Origin of the sequence: Paenibacillus sp. FSL R5-0701 (genome assembly GCF_037973995.1) — a bacterium.
GTDB lineage: Bacteria > Bacillota > Bacilli > Paenibacillales > Paenibacillaceae > Paenibacillus.
In genome coordinates this window covers 3,440,227-3,460,682 of the sequence record NZ_CP150230.1, presented here as the reverse complement: position 1 = coordinate 3,460,682, position 20,456 = coordinate 3,440,227, and the positions used below count along the sequence as shown (strand labels likewise).

At 44.2% G+C, this 20,456-nt stretch carries 14 protein-coding genes; all 14 read right to left on the bottom strand.

Going from position 1 to position 20,456, the window contains the following annotated elements; genetic code table 11:
- Nucleotides 1–205: 205 nt before the first annotated feature.
- The 14 genes from MKZ13_RS15305 to MKZ13_RS15240 all read right to left on the bottom strand — a co-directional run bounded on the left by MKZ13_RS15305 (nt 206) and on the right by MKZ13_RS15240 (nt 20,395).
- The gene (locus MKZ13_RS15305; RefSeq protein ID WP_218639188.1) at nt 206–1,621 is read right to left on the bottom strand and encodes a family 1 glycosylhydrolase; all 1,416 of its coding nucleotides are present in this window, start codon (nt 1,619–1,621) and stop codon (nt 206–208) included.
- 22 nt (nt 1,622–1,643) lie between these two features.
- The gene (locus MKZ13_RS15300) at nt 1,644–3,110 is read right to left on the bottom strand and encodes a PTS transporter subunit EIIC (RefSeq protein ID WP_076210794.1); all 1,467 of its coding nucleotides are present in this window, start codon (nt 3,108–3,110) and stop codon (nt 1,644–1,646) included.
- Between the two features lie 373 nt (nt 3,111–3,483).
- Nucleotides 3,484–5,745 (bottom strand): glycoside hydrolase family 3 N-terminal domain-containing protein, encoded by a 2,262-nt coding sequence (locus MKZ13_RS15295; RefSeq protein ID WP_076210796.1) that lies wholly within the window; start codon nt 5,743–5,745, stop codon nt 3,484–3,486.
- A 98-nt stretch (nt 5,746–5,843) separates the two neighbouring features.
- Nucleotides 5,844–6,764 carry a carbohydrate ABC transporter permease gene (locus MKZ13_RS15290; RefSeq protein WP_076210798.1) on the bottom strand — a complete coding sequence of 307 codons (921 nt, stop codon included), beginning with the start codon at nt 6,762–6,764 and terminating at the stop codon, nt 5,844–5,846.
- Nucleotides 6,765–6,779: 15 nt separating this feature from the next.
- Entirely contained in the window at nt 6,780–7,721 is a 942-nt protein-coding gene (locus tag MKZ13_RS15285; protein WP_076210914.1) for an ABC transporter permease subunit, read from the bottom strand.
- A 137-nt stretch (nt 7,722–7,858) separates the two neighbouring features.
- Complete coding sequence (locus MKZ13_RS15280; RefSeq protein ID WP_221821126.1) at nt 7,859–9,535, bottom strand: ABC transporter substrate-binding protein; 1,677 nt, start codon at nt 9,533–9,535, stop codon at nt 7,859–7,861.
- A gap of 42 nt (nt 9,536–9,577) precedes the next feature.
- Nucleotides 9,578–11,239 carry an ABC transporter substrate-binding protein gene (locus MKZ13_RS15275; RefSeq protein ID WP_221821125.1) on the bottom strand — a complete coding sequence of 554 codons (1,662 nt, stop codon included), beginning with the start codon at nt 11,237–11,239 and terminating at the stop codon, nt 9,578–9,580.
- 121 nt (nt 11,240–11,360) lie between these two features.
- A complete protein-coding gene (locus tag MKZ13_RS15270; RefSeq protein WP_339185151.1) occupies nt 11,361–13,076 on the bottom strand; it encodes a sensor histidine kinase in 1,716 nt (571 codons plus the stop codon).
- 5 nt (nt 13,077–13,081) lie between these two features.
- Complete coding sequence (locus tag MKZ13_RS15265; RefSeq protein ID WP_339185148.1) at nt 13,082–14,668, bottom strand: response regulator; 1,587 nt, start codon at nt 14,666–14,668, stop codon at nt 13,082–13,084.
- A gap of 456 nt (nt 14,669–15,124) precedes the next feature.
- The gene (locus tag MKZ13_RS15260) at nt 15,125–17,443 is read right to left on the bottom strand and encodes a glycoside hydrolase family 95 protein (protein ID WP_221821122.1); all 2,319 of its coding nucleotides are present in this window, start codon (nt 17,441–17,443) and stop codon (nt 15,125–15,127) included.
- Between the two features lie 282 nt (nt 17,444–17,725).
- On the bottom strand, nt 17,726–18,151 hold the full coding sequence (locus MKZ13_RS15255; RefSeq protein ID WP_221821121.1) for a MarR family transcriptional regulator: 426 nt from the start codon (nt 18,149–18,151) through the stop codon (nt 17,726–17,728).
- 144 nt (nt 18,152–18,295) lie between these two features.
- Complete coding sequence (gene nfsA / locus MKZ13_RS15250) at nt 18,296–19,036, bottom strand: oxygen-insensitive NADPH nitroreductase (protein WP_339185145.1); 741 nt, start codon at nt 19,034–19,036, stop codon at nt 18,296–18,298.
- A 14-nt stretch (nt 19,037–19,050) separates the two neighbouring features.
- Nucleotides 19,051–19,677, bottom strand: a complete 627-nt coding sequence (locus MKZ13_RS15245; RefSeq protein WP_339185143.1) for a hypothetical protein — start codon at nt 19,675–19,677, stop codon at nt 19,051–19,053.
- On the bottom strand, nt 19,658–20,395 hold the full coding sequence (locus MKZ13_RS15240; RefSeq protein ID WP_339185141.1) for an LLM class flavin-dependent oxidoreductase: 738 nt from the start codon (nt 20,393–20,395) through the stop codon (nt 19,658–19,660). Before MKZ13_RS15240 ends, MKZ13_RS15245 begins: the two co-directional genes overlap by 20 nt.
- Between the last annotated feature and the right edge of the window lie 61 nt (nt 20,396–20,456).

The following is a 20,456-nucleotide window of genomic DNA, read 5'->3' as shown; positions in this document are numbered from 1 at the left end:
CGGCGGCTTTCATCTTGCAAATCTGATACAGGATACGAGACTTTCGTCTAGTCTTTCCGATACTTTTCCCCGTCTGGCATCTCCTGATACATTCATCTTAGATGCAAAATATCGTTTGTTTCTTTTCTTTGGATCAGAGACCATACATCAAAGAGGCCACTCGTTAGACGAGCCGACCTCATGAGATTTAGTTACAGAACCTTACTTACAAGTTTTCACCGTTTGACCTAACAACCTCTTGGTACCAGTCGAAAGATTTCTTTTTGAAGCGGTCACCCGTTCCTTGCCCTTTATCATCCAGATCGACATAGACCAAGCCATATCGCTTGCTCATTTCTCCGCTGCTGGCACTAACGATATCTATCGTCCCCCACGTGGTATAGCCTATGATATCGACTCCGTCGGACATGGCGTCTTGCATTGCCTTGATATGGGAACGGAAATAGGCAATACGGTAATCGTCTTCCAGATAGTTATTCTCGTCCGGAGTTTCTCTAACTGCGAAACCATTCTCGACAATAAAGAGCGGCTGGTCATATCGGTCATACAGCTCATTCAACGTGATTCTAAATCCTGTCGGATCGATCTGCCAGCCCCATTCGTTAGCCTCCAGATATGGGTTTTTCAATGTACCATTAATGTTGCCGCCAGTCTTCTCTTTGTCTTCTTTATCCGAGGATACGAGCCGCGTAGAATAGTAGCTCAACGCTACGAAATCACTGGTATATTTACGCAGAATGTCCATTTCTTCTTCAGTAGCTTTCAAATCGATCTCGTTTCTTCTAAAGTAACTCAGCATATAGTCGGAATATTTCCCTTTGGCTTGTACGTCTACTAGTGAGAACTCATTCTGATCCGCTTGATAAGCTGCCCAGACATCCTCTGGGTTACATGTGTAGGCATAGTTCTTACCTGCTCCGATCATGCATCCGATCTCAAAATCAGGATTGATCTCATGTCCAACCTTTGTAGCGAGTGCTCCAGATACAAGCTGATTGTGAGCGGCTTGGAATTTGGCTTCCAGAATGTTCTCTTCCTTATTAGGATCGATCAAACCACCAACTGCTGGAATACCCAGGACCATATTGATTTCATTGAATGTGATCCAATACTTGACGTGATTTTTATATCTTCGGAATACCGTTTCACAATAGGTGACGAAGTAATCAATGACCTTCTTGTTTTTCCAACCGCCTTTGTGAATCAGAGCAAGCGGAGTATCGAAGTGGTTTAATGTAACTACAGGAGTGATTCCATACTTCGCACATTCTGCGAATAATCGATCGTAGAAAGCCAACCCTTCTTCATTTGGCTCAGGATCGTCCCCGTTCGGGAAAATTCTAGCCCAGTTAATTGAAGTACGAAGAAAATTAATCCCCAGCTCCGCCAGCAACTTGATATCTTCCGGGTAACGATGATAGAAATCGATCGCGTTATGACTTGGATAGTAATCGTATTTTGTGTTCATCGCCTTTTCGATATTATAGATCGCATCCCAACGACCTTCGCTGATTGCGGGGAAAAGATCAGCTAGCGTGAGACCCTTTCCACCTTCGAGATAGCCGCCCTCACTCTGAGTCGCACACATCGCTGCACCCCATAAAAAATCTTTTTTCATCATGGTTTCTCTCTCCCTATTGAATCTATTTGTTTGAAATATTTTCTTTTTTACCACGATACATCAGTAATGTAAGAGCAAAAGGTATAACGAATGACAGGATCATAACAACCAGTACAACGATAAACCCTACCTGTGTTCCAGTGTTTTGAGTATCAATAAATCCTGGCAGAGCGAAGATTCCACTCGGCGTTAGTTGCAAAAGTTTGGCTCCGAAATATCCAATGGCTCCCCCACCAATACCGGAAACAATACAAACCATCGTTAAAATCTTTCTCTCAGCAAGCAGGAAGCCATACAAGGCTGGTTCAATGACTCCCATAAGCCCCGAGTTAAATCCGGCGGAATAAGCAAGTCCTTTTTGCTTTTTGTTGGTATTTTTCATGCCCATAGCCACAATTGCACCAGCAATCGCAAACGAATGACCTGTAATCATTGGGAAGATGACATCATAACCGTTAGTGAAGAAGTTCGTCAGGGCGATCGGTACAATAGCACCATGCAAACCCACAGCAACCATTGGAATCCACAATCCACCTAAAAGCGCGCTAATTAATGTTGGACTCAAGCCGTACACACTGAGAATACCTTTAGCGATCATCTGGCTTAACAGCATGGCTAGTGGTCCAATTACAATCAATGTAACTGGAATAGAGATTAACAGAACCACCAGTGGAACTCCGAAGCTTGAGATAACCGAAGGTATATATTTTTTAGCTACATGCTCGACCTTGGAAGCAAAATACACGGCCAGAATTGCAGGAATAATTGTCGCTGAATAACTGGCTAACAAAACAGGGATTCCCGCAAATGTCGTATAAACGGGGGCTTCCAGTAGGGAGCCTGACATTAGTACGCTGATCGGGTCAGCCTTAAGCAATTCTGCCAGTGTTGGATAGAATAATGCTGCACCGATCGCCATACCTACCAGTTCGTTCATTTTGAAACGTTTAGCTGCGGAGAAGCCAACAAAGACTGGCATAAAGTAGAAGATTACGTCCGCGACGACATAGAGTACTTTGTAAGTTCCACTCGAATCCATAATCCATCCTAGTGACAGGAACAACGCCAAGAATCCTTTGACAATACCAGTTGCTGCCATAACTCCAATCAAAGGTCCCATAATGCTGATGACCGTCTCCAGCAGTTTACTGATCGGATTTTTCCTTTTTGCAGGTTTAACTTCATCTGATTGCTTTTCCTGCGGCGTGGATGTTACTTCTTCGTCGTCTCCGGAATCACTGTTAAATGAATAAAGACGCTGTATGTCATCAAAGACCTTTGATACTTGACTACCGATGACGACGTGATACTGACCAGTTGCCTCCAAGGCCTGAATCACCCCGTCTAGCTCCATCAATTTGTTTTTGTTTGCCTTGTCCGGGTCCTTCAAAACGAATCTTAACCGTGTTGCACAGTGCATCAAAGAAGTTACATTCTTCTCTCCACCAATGTTTTTCACGATTTGTTTGGACAGTTCTTTATAATCCATATCACTTCACCTCTAGTCGGTTATTAACCACAGCATTTTTTGAACGTTCGTTTTCAAATAAGCGGTTACATTCGTTATTTTATTGACTTCTGGTGTATATAGATTGCTTAAATCATACCTCCTATACGTACAATTATGATGAGAATATGTATTCGCTTTCAATTGCGGTTAAAATTGAGCAATCTTTTTTTAACATCAGGGGTGCAATACGTTCTAGTATGCCATCTGAGATCGGGTCAAGTTCTTCTACCTAAGAATAATGACCTGTAAATCAAAAAAAAAGCCGCTATAAAAGCGACTTTAAGGGAGTTTTTTCGAGACAACCCAGTTTCTCTTTTTCACTGGGTTACATTAATGTTCTATAAAGTATCATTTAATCCGTTAGTACCGGCAACTGTCCTCCAGCTTTCAGTTGACCAAGCAATACTTTGATCCCGGCAGACGTATTTGGCTCCTGCTTTCCATACACAGCAAGCCCTGAGCGCACGTTCTGTAAATAGATCATCTCGTAAGGGTTACCGAGTGAGAACAGCGTATATCGCTGATTACTCTTGTTCATCGCATTAATCAAGGTTTGATAATCACCCCAACCGAACTGGCTGGCCACATTGCGGAACTGGTAAGAAACAAGAATGACATAATTGGCTTTGCCAATTGCTTGGAGCGTTTCATTCATGTTGCCTTGACCAACAAGTACAATTTCAGTTTTTAACGACAGATTATTAGCGGCCTGCAACAGTTGCTTCTCAAGCTGTTTCGCCTGTTCCTGCTCGGCTGCGACAATAACAACCCGGTCGCCTTGCTTCATTGGATCAGGAAGCACACCTTCGCGACTGCTGAGTACAGTGACCGCCCGCTCTGCGATTGTCTGCTCCACTGCTCGGTGCGCCTTCGATCCGATGATACCGTTAAGTTTAGTTAGCTTTTGCGCGAGAGTTTGACTGCGTTCAAATAAACCATATTTCGCTTTCATCTCCAAGATTCGTTTCACAGATGCATGTATGGTTTCATCCTTGATCGTTTCATTGTTCACCGCGTTCACCAGCGTTTGATGGGCCGCTGCTGAATCTTTTGGCATAAGGATGATATCAACACCTGCGGAAACGGCGCGTTCTACTGATTGATTCTCCCCAAAATGCTCCGCAATTGCATTCATGGTAAAGGCATCCGACACGATGAGACCTTTGTATCCCAACTCTCCTCGAAGAAGTCCTGTCAGTACCTTTTTCGATAAGGTGGCAGGAATCGGCACACGTTCACCGTCTTTGAGCGAAGTGACATGTTCGTTGTCTATGGCAGGGAAAGCAATATGCGCGGTCATAATCATCTCTACCCCATTTTTAATCGCAGCCCGAAACGGTTTTAATTCTACCGCATCAAGCCGTTCTCGGTTATGGGCAAGCACAGGCATACCAAGATGGGAATCTACCGTTGTATCTCCATGTCCCGGAAAATGCTTAACTGCCGCCATCACCCCTGATTGCTGTAGCCCTTTTATCGTTGCCAGACCAAGCCGTGTCACCAAATCCGCATCCGAGCCAAACGAACGTATACCAATGATGGGGTTATCTGGATTACTGTTGATGTCCAGCACTGGCGCAAAATTGATCTGCAATCCTAATGCCTTCAGCTCCTCCCCTGTCAGCTGACCAGCTGCTTCGGCTAGCGTTGCATCTCCAGTTGCGCCAAGCGCCATCTGCCCGGGAAGGTTCGTGCCTCCTGGTATTCGCTTAATAACGCCTCCTTCTTGGTCGATGCTAAGAAATAGAGGAATGTCACCTGCTTCTCTTTGGATATCATGTGTGAACGTTGTAAGCTGCGTCACGTCTACAATATTTTTGTCAAAAAGAATAAGTCCGCCCAAGTCCTGATCATGGATCGTGCGTTTCAGTCCTTCATTCACGGTCGTCGTCGCTTTACCATTCCATTGCCTAATGTCGGGCATAAGCATCTGACCAACTTGCTCGCTTACCGTCATATAGGATATCAGCTTATCCCAATCTTGTGTCCGAATGGCCGCTTCACGTTCGAAGCGAATTACTCTCGCCATAAATACGGCATATTCAGCACGCGTGACAGCTTGATTCGGACGGAAGGTGGCATCTGAATAACCGCCGACCAAGCCGTTTGAACTCATAATAAGAATCGGTGCTGCAGCCCAATGCCTGTCCGTATCAGTCCATTTAGCAGGATTCTTACCTTCCGCTAGTGAATAAGCCCGTGTAAGGAAGGCCGCAGTCTCTGCGCGGCTAAGCGGTGCGTCCGGACGGAAGGTTCCGTTAGGAAAACCACTTGCAAGTCCATTTTTAGCAGCTATCATGATTTCTCGATGGAACGGGTGTGTAGTTGGCACATCCGAATAGGTTGTGCCTTCCACTGCTCTTTGAAGTTGATCTGGATAAAGCTCCCGCACCATAAAAGTGACAGCTTGTGCTCTTGTCACAAGTGCCTCTGGCTTGAAGATCCCATTGCCATATCCGGCTACTGTTCCCCGTTTCGCCATATACGTGATGCCATCCTCTGCCCACTTGGAATACTTTAGATCAACAAACGTTTCTTCCGCAGCTGCCGTTCCCACCCCTATAAGCATAGAGCCGACAACAGCACCAATAATCGTCTTCCATTTTACATGCATTTGTTTCACTCCTGTTGTATTCTATGGATGAATAGACGCTACTACGGTACAGTTTGTTGCGTTTTCATACTTCTATGAAATTATATTCAGGGAATTGACTATCCCTTCACGCCTCCAATCGTCATGCCCTGTACAAAGTATTTCTGTAAGAACGGATACACCATCAGAATAGGAACACTTGCAATAATGGTCATGGTCGCCCGAATCGAGGTTGGTGTGACAGCCGTTGCATTACTCTCGGCAGACTGATAAGCATCACTAGCTGATGATGTCGCTGAGGTCGTCGAAGTTTGCAGAATCTTCATCAACTCGTATTGCAATGTGCTTAATTCTTTATTGGAAGAGTTGTACAAGAATACATCGAACCAGGAATTCCATTGTCCCACGGCTACAAAGAGTGATACGGTTGCCATTGCGGGAATCGTTAGCGGCAGGACAACGCGGATAAATGTCGTGAACTCCCCTGCCCCGTCAATGCGTGCTGACTCCAGAATGCCTTCAGGAAGACCTTCAATAAATGAACGGATGACAATCATATTGAAGACACCGATTACACCCGGAATGATATATACCCAGAAGGAACCAATCAATCCAAGGTCTCGAATCAGCAGATAACCGGGGATCAACCCCCCGCTGAAGTACATGGTGAAGACAAAAAACATCGTAACAAACTTGCGAAGCACAAATTCCTGACGACTAACCGTATACGCGAGCATGGCTGTACAGAAGACGGACACCACGGTTCCAATGACCGTACGCAGCGCCGAGATCAGAGTTGCGTGATAGATATCGGATTCGCCAAAAATGTATTTGTAGTTGTCCAGTGTCCATACACGAGGCCATAGATATATTCCACCCCGAATGGCATCATTTGCATTATTGAAGGATACAGCAATCATATTAACAAAGGGATAAATCGTCACAATCATCAGACATACCATGAAGACGATGTTAATGGTGTCAAACGCTCGATCCCCGGTGCTGCTATTCCGAAAGCGGGATGTGTTTCCTTTACGCATGGCTTAGGCCTCCTTTTAGAATAGTCTGCTCTCTCCCATTTTTTTTGCTATATAGTTCGCGGAGAAAAGGAAGATGAAGCTGACCACAGTTTTGAATATGCCGCCTGCTGTACCTAAGGAAAAGTTCCCCATCCCTAATCCATATTTCAATACAAAGATGTCCAGATTCTCCGAATAGTCCATATTCATCCCGTTACCCAGCAGATATTGGGGTTCGAATCCGGATTCAAGAATACTTCCCATGTTCATGATCAACAAGATCACAATAACCGGTTTCAAGCCAGGCAGGGTGATATATAACATCCGTTTGAAGCGACTGGCTCCATCAATCTCGGCAGCCTCATATTGCGCCGGATCAATTGCCGTAATCGCTGCCAGATAGATAATGGTGTTCCAACCGACATCTTTCCAGACCTCAGTTGCCCCTAGAATACCCCAGAAGTATTCACCTTTCCCCATCCATAATACCGGACTGTCAATCAGGTGAAGCTTCATCAGCAGCAGATTGATAATTCCGTCTGGTGAGAGGACTGTTAATACAATGCTGGAAGCAACAACCCACGAGATAAAGTGAGGCAGATAACTGACGGTTTGCACAAAACGCTTAAATATGACATTTTTCAGCTCATTCAACAAGAGGGCCAGTGTAATTGCTGTCACAAATCCTAACACCAGTTTAATGGAACTCATAACGAGTGTATTTCGCAGCACCCGGTAGAAGGTATTGTCCTCAAACAAGATACTAAAATGATGCCAGCCTACCCACTGCTGATCGGAGAAGGACCTCGCCGGTTTGAAATTCTGAAAAGCCATGGTCCATCCCCATAACGGCAGGTACTTGAAGATAAAAGCCCAGATGACAAAAGGAATACACATCCAGGCAAGCGTTCGTTGCTGCACAAGTCGCTTAAAAAACGAGTGTGCTCTGGTTCCCTTTGGACTCGAGGCTGGAGGCATCGAGTTAAGGGAGACATTAGGTTTCTCCACGGTGAACCTGCTCCTTTCCTGTGCTGTTATTCATGCGAGAAGAAGCCGGACTTTATGCTCTTTCGTCTTCTCCTGCGCATGTAACAGTTTGTTTTAAAGTGTTCGTATTACCATTTTCCTGCTACACGATCCTTCACAACTTTGGTAATGGTCGCTTCATAACCAGCTTTGTCCAATTTGTTCAATTCAGCCATGTAGGCATCCCACAGCTTATCAAAATTCGATGGTGCTCCCAAGATCATTTCCGGTAAGTATTTACGTTGCAGATCATCCGATTTGGTGGTGAAGATCTGTTCAGGTGATCCTTGCTCAAGGGCGATGGACCATGCGGGGAACCATGGCCGCTCTTCCGGTTTGTTAAATAATTCACTAAAGGTTTGGATACCGTAGGCTTCAAGGAACTTGTTGTCTCCCTCGGTGTAAGATGCAGCGGCTACTTCTGGCTGGTTGCCAGGGCTATAAGCATTACCATCGGTAAGTGTAGATTCACCGCCATATCGCGGCCAGTCTGATCCGAAGTAAGTGAACCCGAATTTACGGCTCAGCTCCAGATCATCATGGGCTTTGCGTTGATCCTCATTTGCAAAATAGAATCGTCCCTTTTCATCCACACTGTACGTCTCGTCCTTGATTCCCCATTGCACCAGAACCTGATTCTCTTCCTTCAGCAAATTATCGAAATATTTAATGATACGAACAGGGTCTTTGGCATTCACCGATATACCTGTTGCATAGTTGTTGACAAAGCCGGGAGGATCAACGTACTGATCCTTAATTCCTTCATCAAACACAATCGGAAGTGGTGCATAACGTTTCTCATCAATGCCTGCCGAGAGCAGGTTTTTCGACGCGTCTCCAACCTGCCAGCCATAATTGAAGTATCCTAACACACGACCCGAAGTCAGCTTGGCCAAGTACTGGTCTTTGTTCATCGTAAAGGATTCCGGATCAAGCATGCCTTGAGCATTGATTTCATTCAACTTCTGAATCCATTTTTTCTGAGCATCTGTTCCGGCGACGACTTTTGCCTCATGGGTACTCATGTCCACCATGACACTGCCATCGTTCGGATAACCGGCAAGATGCATCGCTGGATTTTGCAGTGTGAAGAAGTTATTGGCCACACCCGCAAGTGACACAAATCCGATGGTCTCTGCACCGTCGACAGTTGGATGTTTTTCCTTATAATCCTGGATCAGATCAAAATATTCATCCAGTGTAGTGATCTTGGGATAATCAAACTCTTTGAGCACAGAGCGTTGAATCCAGAAAGCTCCTCCGCCCACATTTGGACTACCTGAATACTCACCCTGATTAGCTGTATAAGGCAGCGCATAGATTTTTCCGTCTTCGGCATTTTTCATTTTATCGAAATATGGTCCATACACCCTTTTGATATTAGGGCCGTATTCCTCAATTAGATCATCCAGCGGAATATAGGCACCGGCATCCAGTAACTTGGACATCTCACCACTGGAGCTAATGACATCAGGGTAGTCTCCACTGGCAATCATGACACCGGCTTTGGTAGCACTATCACCTACCAGATATTCCAACTTCCAGTCCACACCCGTCTGCTCTTGCAACGCTTTACCGATGGTTGTTTCGCTTGCCAGAGCATCCTTCTTGCCTGGAGAGAACATGTAATACGAGAACGTGACTGGGCTGTTCTCATCATCACCTGTGGCTGAAGGTGATGATGACGAGTTGTTCTGACTGCACCCAGCCAGCAAAGCTGTTAGTAATATGGCTAAACCCGCTGTTCTAAATTTTGGTTTTAACATGTGAATATTCCCCCGTTCCGTGTTTTCTCATATGGATTACACTCACCATTTGCCAGCTACACGATCCTTAACTGCCTGTGTTATCGTAGCTTCGTATGTTTTCTTGTCGAGTTGATTCAATTGACTCCTATATTCATTCCATGTGTTCTCGAAAGTGGAAGGTGAGTCCATAATCATTTTGGGTAAATATTTCTTCTGAAGGTCTTCTGCCTTGGTGATGAAAATCTGTTCAGGAGAGCCCTGCTCCAATGCAATGGACCAAGCAGGAGACCAAGGACGCTCATCCGGTGTGCTGAATAATTCTGTAAATGTCTCCACACCGTATTTCTCTAACAAAAGCTTGTCTCCGTCCGTGTAGCTAAAGGTAGCCACTTCTGGTTGATTGCCCGGCCCATAGGCGTTTCCGTCCTCCAATACGGAGTTATTGCCGTAACGAGGCCAGCTGTAATTAAAGTAGTCAAAGCCGAATTTACGACTTAATTCCGGATCTTCATGTGCCTTGCGTTGGTCATCATTTTCAAAGTAAAAGCGGCCCTCATCATTAACACTATACGTCTCGTTCTCAATCCCCCATTGAACCAGAATCTGGTTTTCTTCCTTAAGCAAATTATCAAAATATTTAATAATTCGCACGGGATCTTTGGCATTTACGGTAATTCCGACACCATAGTTGTTCACAAAACCTGGCGGGTCCACATACTGGTCTTTGACACTGTCATCAAATACGATCGGTAGAGATACGTAACGTTTATCGTCTATACCAGCCTTCTTGAGATTGTTCGTTGCGTCTCCAACCTGCCAGGAGTAACTGAAATATCCCAGCACCCGACCGGATGTCAACTTGGCGAGATACTGATCCTGGTTCATTGTGAACGATTCTGGATCAAACATCCCCTGTGCGTTAACCTCGCTTAGCTTCTGAATCCATTGTTTCTGATAATCAGATCCGGCTACCAGTTTGGCTTCATGACTCTGCATATCCACCATCACACTGCCATCGTTTGGATAACCTGCGAGATGCATAGCTGGATTTAGCAGGGTGAAAAAGCTGCCCGATTCACCCGCAAGTGTAGCGAAGCCGATGGTTTCTTTTCCATCGATCTGCGGATGCTTTTGCTTGTATTGCTCAATCAAGTCAAAATATTCGTCCAGCGTTTTGATCTTGGGGTAGTTAAACTCTTTTAACACAGCACGCTGAATATAGAAGCCGGTCTGAAAATTAGGCTCTGACACATAACCGATGTTGGCAGTGTATGGCAAGAAATAGATCTTTCCATCCTCCTGTCTGAATTTGTCCATATAAGGCCCGTATACCCGCTTAATGTTAGGCCCGTATTGATCGATCAGTTCATCCAACGGGATAAAAGATCCTGCATCCATCAATTTAGCCATTTCACCACTGGAGTCGATGATGTCGGGGTAATCCCCACTCGCAATCATCACTCCTGCCTTGGTTGCACCGTCACCGACCAGATATTCCATCTTCCAGTCAACGCCAGCTTGTTCCTGTAGCTTCTTGCCAATGGTCGTGCTGCTTGCCAGAATGTCCTTCTTGCCACCGCCAAACGTGAAATATTTAAAGGTGACCGGGGTATTGTCATTACTGTCAGGATAAGAGGCTTCCGGGTTGGCTTTATTACAACCTGCCAGGGTTACAGCCAGTAAAATGGCCAGACCTGTTATAATGTTTCTTTTTCTAAACATGTAGCAAATGCCCCCTTAAAGTATTGTTTGTGTCTTTAAGCCTTCTCAATATATCAAGATAGCGCTTTCAAAGTTACCCATGAAAGTGTACTTCCTACTTTGAAAAGTATATCCCTCATATTTAGTCGCCTGGCATTGCTGATGGATCAAGTGGAAGCTTAATTTGGATACGTGTTCCTTCTCCTTCCCATGTCTGGATGTCGAATGTAAAGTGATTTTTATAACAAAGTTTTAAGCGGCTATACGCATTTTTCATGCCAACATGCTCTCCCATATCGGTGTTTTGATCCAGGTAACTTAACAACTCTTCCAATTTAGCTTGTGACATCCCTATACCGTTATCCGTTAGTCTGATATGGAGCTGGTCATTTTCCATTGAAACGAAGAGTTGAATGATGCCTACACCCGGAGATGACTCAATTCCATGAATACTTGCATTCTCAACAAAGGGAAGGATAACCATCTTGGGGATGCGGTACATCAGTACCGCAGGACCTGCCTCAATGGTATATTGGAGTTTTTCTCCAAAGCGATATTTCTGAATTTGCAAAAAACTCTCGATGAGTTCCAATTCTTCTTGTACTGTCACATTATTCTGATTCCAACTAATCGACTTGCGAAACATCTTGGCCATGTTATGCACGATTTTGGCAGTCTCTTTCTCGCCTTTGATGAGGCTCCGCATACGTACCGACTCCAGCGTATTAAACAAAAAATGTGGGTTGATCTGACTATGGAGCGCATGAAGTTGTGCTTCCTGCTGCTTCAACTCCAGGTCTTTCTTTTGGATGTCGGCGAGATATACCTCATGAATCAGGTTATGGATCGTCTCGGTCATTCGATTAAATTCCATCGTGAGTTGACCTATTTCATCTCTTGCATCTTCAGGCGGAATCGTCTGGAAATTCTGTGTTTTTACTTTTTTCATATGTTTTAGAATACGCACCAGCCTGACATGGATGGATCTGGACATAGCCGCAATGATAATAGAAGGCAGGACAAAATTAATGCAAGCCAGCCATACGACGAAGGAACGGGACTTCCGCACCTCCTTCAACACAATTTCTTCATCCATCACTCCATGCAGGGACCATCCTTCCAGATAGTTAATACCTGTATACGTAAGTTCAAAGGGAATCATTTTGTTCGGAAACTGGATCTCACTGTAACGTTTCCCTGTCTGAGCTTCTTCTGCTGTGGGATCATTTGAAAATTGGATGTGTCCTCCCGGATCAAGAAGATACACTTTTCCATCAAATCCGCTGTTGTGAAAATACTGCTTGATCATATCCATATTCAGATCAATTTTAAGTAACTGCTCTCTCCCCCCAGTGTCCAGATTGTCGAGCCTTTGAACCAGACTTAACATCTGATCCGATGAGATCAGTGCCGGATAAGGGGCGGAGTATGCCTGAAATTGAACGTACCAGTCCGAGTTGCGGACATCGTCAGTTAAACGATCAATATAACCGGAAGATAAAATGGTAGAGTTATCGGTATACACTTGATACCAGCGAATTCCCTGATTCATTTGACCGGAGAATTGCCCTTTTAGATAGGAATTATAAGCGTCAATGTACTCAAAATGACTTTGAAATGAACGGGAGATGGTGTCATTGAATACAGGGTCAGTATATAACGAATAAGAGAGGCCGACGCCTTGATCAATGGTTACCCGCAGGTCATTCTTCAGATTGTTCAGTGCCATGCCGGCATCACGAGTTTTCTGACTGCGAATATTGGCGGATGTGACATTGTAGAACACCACATTGGTAACAACGATGGGGATAAACACGGACAGGACATACATCAGCAATAGCTTATCTCGAAGCTTCATGTAGTTCAGGTTCCATCTTGGCATTGTGCACCTCGCTGCTCATTTCCCATAAGGAGATTTCGATATTCTGTAGGCGATAACTTAACCAGTTTCTCAAACTGGGTTACAAAATAATCCGCATTCTGAAATCCTACGCGTGCAGCGACCTCGTACATTCTCAGATCCGTTTGGCGCAGTAACTTCTTCGCCTCATGAATCCGCAGGTTCAGCAGATAGTCATTGAAATATTGATTGTAGCTTTTGCGGAATAATCGCCCAAGATAAACGGGATTCATATAGAAGAGTGCAGCAATGCTTTTGAGACTGATGTTCTCGGTATAATTTGCATCAATATATCGTTTGATCTTGCTGATATCCCCTTTGGATCGTTCCATTCGCAAATGCGAGACATAATCCTCGGCCTCCTCCAGCGCGATGAGAAATGCATGCTGCAATAGTCGTAAATTCCAACCTTCATGACTTTGTTGTGCCAGCTCCTTCAGCTGCTCTAACCCTTCATCATTACCACCCATTTCGTTGACCACAGCGAGAATACCCGTTATATAACGCAAAAGAGAACCCGATACAGCTTGAGGAGAAAATCGATTCATATGAAACAATTTGAATCTCTCTTCTACAATCTTGTGGTACGCAGGCCTATTCCCCTCTTCCAGGCTCAAAATTAAGTGATCCACCTCGTCCTGGTATACATTGAAAACAAACAGCGGTTTGTCCTTGATCTCCGTATAACGCACGACACCACCAGTTTCAGCATATTTATGCTTGGCAGCTTCTTCAGCCGCCATAAGGGATTGTGGGACATCACCAATTTCTTTGACGAGTGTTCCTGCGTAAAGACCGATATCCAGGTTAAACCTTTTGCTCAGTGTTATCTGAATATTATGCAGTTTATCCTGTAACGCCGAGCCCCCTTGATGATGATCAGGCCACAACAGTAATAAAGTAAACATGCCACGTTGTTGCTCACTGATGAACATTTTGCATAAATTACTCTCCAGAGAATGTACTGCTTCACGAAGCTGTTCAATCGTAATTTTAATTGCATCTAATCCGGTCTGAAGTTCAATCAAAGTCATGAGCAGACTGGAGTTACGATTGATCCCGAGCATCTCGGCATATCGATGTTCATCTTCCTTCTGTACATGGCCTTTGATCACATCCTCCAGCATGATGTTACTGGCCTGTCCCTCAGCCAAAAGAATATGTTTTCTTTTATTGCAAATCAGATTAGCCGACTTCTGCAACGTTGCCGTCAGTTCTTCATCATCAATAGGCTTCAGGATATAGTCATGAACGCCGTACCTGATTGCCTGCTGTGCATATTTGAAGTCATGATAACCACTGATGATAATGAACACAGGTTCCAGATGTGGCATTTTCTCTACGGCACGTATCAGTTCCAATCCATCCAGGATTGGCATGCGGATATCTGTTATAATCACGTCTGGTTGCAGGCTTTCAATCAGATTTAATGCCTCTGCACCGTTCCCTGCCTCTCCGATAATCTCCATATTAAGATCCATCCAATCTATGAGTTCATACAGCCCCTTTCGTACATACATCTCGTCATCTACCAGTAATACTTTTAACATCCGTGTGTCCCCTTTCCTCCAACGAAAATAAACCGCCGGTAGCATCTCTCTCTATCGGCGGAATCTAATATGGTGACTGTTGTAGTTCGATGATCGATCCATGACCAGTCCTTCCGAATGACAGAAGCGTTCAGATATCCATCCTTTTTTGCCATAGCCGAATTCTTGATCATAACGATTATAGGTCTGACAACCGTATCCATCATGTTAGGATGGTTACATTTTATAGGTTCACGTCTGCAATTTCATTGCACAAACGGCTATATTTATTGCGCGAAACGATAAGGAGGTCATATATCTGAATGAATGAGACCTCAGAATACCTGTTTGATAAATTTTATTTGCATTGAACAAAAACACGCCAACTTTTGCCTATATCTTATTTCACAAAAAAAAAAGAGCGAATTCGCCCGGCAATTTTGTCAGCCGGTATTCGCTCAGGTAATCGGTAAGTGCTTATTTGTTATTCCATTTATCCCCTTTTAATTCAATCATGGCATTGGGGCCAGGGAAGGTTAATTCTATCTTTTGGTCCAGATAGGATAGGGTTACTTTTGATTCTGCAATAGAGCGAATTCTGGTATTGAACAGACGACCATTTTCCCATTCCAGATCTATTTCAAATCCGCCACGAGCCCGAATACCACGAATATATCCTTTTGGCCACGCTGCTGGTAAAGCAGGTAACAATCTGATTACTTCGTTATGACTCTGGAGAAGCATCTCTGCTATCCCTGCAGTACCTCCAAAGTTCCCATCAATTTGAAATGGAGGATGGTCACAAAACAGATTGGGTAACGTGGAGGAACGTAGAAGTTCCACGATGTTATCGTGTGCAAGTTCCGACTCCTCTAATCGTGCCCACATGTTGAGAATCCACGCCCGGCTCCATCCTGTGTGTCCACCACCGTGTTCCAGTCTTCTGTCGAGTGTTACACGAGCTGCCTTGGCCAGGTCAGGTGTTGATTGCAACGTAATTTGCGTTCCAGGATGCAAAGCGAATAAATGGGAAATATGTCTGTGACCAGGTTCCAATTCATCATAATCGTTACTCCACTCTTGGATCTGCCCATGTTTGCCAATGGAGGTCTCCGGTATTTTGGTTAAAGCACCACGGAGTAATTCTCCAAATTCCTGATCCTCTTGCAATATTCGGGTACTTTCAATGCAACGCGTGAAGAGTTCTCTAATAATCTGATTGTCCATTGAAGCACCAAAACATAAAGCCCCCGACTCTCCATTATCTAATATATAGCGATTTTCCGGTGAGGACGAAGGACATATCACCCAATTGCCGGAAGGATCCTCTATTAGATAATCCAGAATAAACATAGCCGCATCTTTCATCGTGGAGTAAACTTTTTCTAGAAATTGAACATCCTTATTGTATTCGTAGTGGTCCCATAGATGTAATGAAAGCCATGCTCCTCCCATAGTCCAAAACGTCGATGTCATGCATACATCCTGCGGAGCAGTGTCTGCCCAGATATCCGAATTGTGATGAGCAACGAACCCCTTGCATCCATACATGGTTCTAGCGGTTTCCTTTCCCCGGACTTGCAGTCGATCTATAAAATCAAACAATGGAATGTGACATTCAGACAGATTGCAGCTTTCTGCAGGCCAATAGTTCATCTGTGTATTAATATTAATCGTATATTTGCTATCCCATACAGGAAGCATGTCTTTATTCCATATCCCTTGAAGGTTTGCAGGTAAAGAACCTGGACGACTGCTTGAGATAAGCAGATAGCGACCAAATTGAAAGTATAGACTCAACAGTTCCGGATCATGCTTACCAGCTCTAAGCCGCTCAAGGCGCTGATCGATTGGAAGTTCGGAACATATCACATCTTTATGTTCATCTTCGAGATGTATATCCATCCGCTTGAATAAGGATTGATAGTCCGAGACATGATCGGTGAGCAGTTCGCTATATGGTTTTGCGGAAGCGGCTTCAATTCTTCGGAGACACTCCACTTCGAGTTGTTCCTTGGGTACTCGGTAATCCGTGCAAGCCGTGATTAGAATAGTTGCTGAATTACCATCCTTCAGAGAAAGCTGACCGCTTGAATAATGAACCTGCCCCCCTTCAGATATAAGGCGAATCGCGCAACAAAATCGAATTCCTGCTTCTCCCCCACTTCTTCCCCGGATGATCAAGTCATTCGTTCCACGCTTCTCGATCCGGTCCAGATAGGATTGGAAACCAACAGGATGCTTAAGAATATCTGAATAGGATGTTGATTGCAGAATGGTTCCCCTGCCAAAAATAGTGGAGAAAGATAACTTTCCAGGTACGCTAGATTTGAGATGAGCAACGAGCACTTGATCCGGGTAGCTGGCAAAATAATCACGGCTGTAAATGGATTGATCTGCGGTATAATTCACGTTTACCTTGCCATGTTCCAGATCGAGATGTCTTTGATATTCATTCGGTTCATGTTCACTGTGGTCCATAGCGATATAGAAGTCCCCCAATGGCTCATAATGTCTTTGCCCGTCAGGAACACCTACCAGAGTATCTGCTGCGAGTTCTTCTGCTTCCCTAATCTTACCGTCAAAAATCAGGCTTCTGATCTGAGATAAAGATTCAAGTGCTTGAGGATTATTCCGCTGCATCGGACCACCATACCACAGACTATCTTCATTAAGCTGAATTCTCTCAATCTGTGTTTTCCCAAAAATCATGCCTCCAAGAGTTCCATTTCCGATAGGCAATGCCTCTTCCCATGTTCCAGCAGGTTGATTAAACCAGATATTTTTGGTCTTCACGTTAAAACCTCCAACGAATTATATTCCTCACATTTTTCTTGTTTAGTGTGTTCCGTTTGTATGTCCTTTCAGTGTACTGTAATCTCTTCAGCATCTAAATGAACAAAATTAACTTGAATTATCACAATCTTATCCCAGCATTAGAGGTATAATCCTAAATTCCGAAACGGACAGTACAAATTCTTGTTCTGGACAAGGAAGTATAGCTATTGGCAATAAAAAAAGCCGCTATAATTAGCGGCTCTGCTTCGTTCATTTGATTTAGCTTACGTGAAGCTTAAGTTATAAAATATTTCGCTCCATTTGTTGCATGAATTGCCTCAATATCAGCCGATCTTCCGAAGAAATGGATTGAAGTAGTTTCTCTTGCTGCTCTCTCCATTTATCCTCAACCGGTTTTTCTAATTCTTTCCCCTTATCGGTTAGAAAAATACGCATGATCCTTGCATCCTGTTCATCACGTTTGCGATATATAAATCCATTCTGCTCCAGTGATTTGACCATGTTTGTAACCGTTGGTGGTTCGCATTTCATATGTTCACTTAGTTGCATCTGTGTTACCCCATCACCCAACCACAGCCGATACAACAAATTATCTTGTCCTACATAGAGATTTAGTTCCCGGAGAGATTCACTATAGTTTCGACGCATTTGGGAGGAAATTCGATCTAAGGACTGTCGAATATCACAATCTACTGCATCTGTCATGAACGATCCCTCCCTAACATCCGAATTATATTTAGCAGACTAAATGTATCATGGGGATATTTAAGTGTCAATTCACCTTAGTGTCGTTATAAGGGCCTCTTCCTATCCAATTTTCACAACAAAGATTGCATTTTATCGTAAAGCTTATTTTTTGGCAAAACCTTGCTTGTTCAAATAGGCCATCATTTGCGGCTGAATACTTCTCTCGAGGTGATCCTGGATATGGTCACTCCATCCTTTTACTTTTTTCACAGTGAAAGGGGCTCTCGTCGGTCGATTTTCATAATACTTCAACATGGTCTCATCATAGATTGCTAATTTCTCTTGATCCATTGGTTGGTATTGATTATCAAGCAATACCATGGATTGAGGGAGCCGAGGTTTCAGTTCTGGCTTATCTCCAGCTGGATTACCGATACATAACCCCACCAGAGGGATAACATATTTAGGTAAATTCAATACGTCAGATAGTTCGCTAATATTAGCTCTGACCGCACCAATGAACACTCCGCCAAGTCCCAGCGATTCAGCCGCGGTTAACGCATTTTGTGCCATCAGGCCAGCATCGAATGAACCAATCAACAGAAATTCAATATATTCAATATCCACATCCGGAGCGATTTCATGATTTCGGTTGAAATCTGCACAGAAGACCCAGAATTCAGCCGCTTCTTCAATATAGGGTTGATCGACACAGAGATGTCTGAGTTTTTTTCGAAGTACTGGATCTGTGATGCGTATAATGGATACCGCCTGCAGAAGACTGAACGATGAAGTTTGATTTGCTGCCTGAAATATTGCATCTATTTGTTCCTCAGTTAGGGGTTGAGATGTGTAAGAACGAAACGATGTATGGTTATGAAGCAATTCGAGTGTGTTATTCATTAAAAAGCTCTCCTTTATTCGTTGATTCCATGTTCCTGCAATCCGTATTCGTAAGGAACGCCCATATTCTCGCGTAGTGTTTTTCCTTCATATTCCTTATGGAACAAACCGCGTTCCTGCAAGATAGGTACTACCTGATTCACAAAATCTGCAACGCCATCAAAAGATACATCGGGCACAACTGAGAATCCGTCACATGCTTCAGCCAAAAACCATTCTTCCAAGAAGTCAGCAACCTGTGTCGGGGTGCCTGCAACAACCGGATGATAGTTGATGACCCCGTGAGCGAGAACATCCCTTACAGAGAGTCCATCTTTTAATAACTTTAAAGCTCTCGGAGAACGGGGGTCCATGGGGTTGGCATAAGCATTTTTTAACAAGTCTGCCGCTAAAGGTTGATCTATATCTACTGAGTTTACCGACAATGGTAAACCAACCATGGATCCGAGGTAACTTACCCTGCTGGGGATTTCCTGAGGATTGAAGCTCATAAGCTGTTTCCGACGATCCAGAGCTTCTTCCTCCGTTGAAGCCATAGAAAACATAAACCCTGCAAACATTTTGATATCATCGGGGTTTCGACCGAAACGGGCAGCACTTTGCCTTATGGCTTGTCTGTGTTCACGGGCAGACGTAATCATAAGGATTGGCGTACACTCCGGAAGCATATTTCCCAGCTAATTCTAATCCTTCTCCTCCTCCCCCTGCCTGGAAAATCACTGGCTGCCCTTGCTCAGAGGGGGGAATGGGCAAAGGACCACGAGATGCATAATACTGACCCTGAAGGTTTATAGGCTGGATTTTGTCCATATCAGCAAATTCCCCTCCTTCTACATCTAACGTCCAAGCGTCTGGTTCCCAACTCCCCCACAAGGCCTGAACAATTTGTATGCTTTCATGTGCCTTGTCATAGCGTTCTTGGCGATTTTCAACCCGGCCACCGAAATTAGCCGCCGCTAGGGGGTCGGATGTGGTAACCGCATTCCAGCCCACACGTCCATGACTGATAACATCCAGTGCTTTGAACTGACGTGCAATGTTGTAGGGATAATTAAATGTTGTAGAGAGGGTAGCAACAAGCCCGATGTGTTGTGTCTCTCTTGCTACTGCCATAAGTGCCAACATGGGGTCCATAGGAAACATAGGCGTCTGTGGACCTAAATTATTGGATAATGCTGGAGTATCAGCAATGAAAATCATTTGAAATTTTCCTTGTTCAGCTAATTTAGCCCGTTCTACATAACTATCCATATTGGTGTAAGCTGCAGGATCCGTGCCAGGCATTCTCCATGCGCTAAATTCGGCTCCATAACCCGAAACCATCTGTAAAGCCAGTTGCATTTCACTTCTTTTTTTCATAACGATTTTCTCCTTCGTTCTGGAAAGGCACAATGTGTGCCCTTACTATAGCGCGAATATA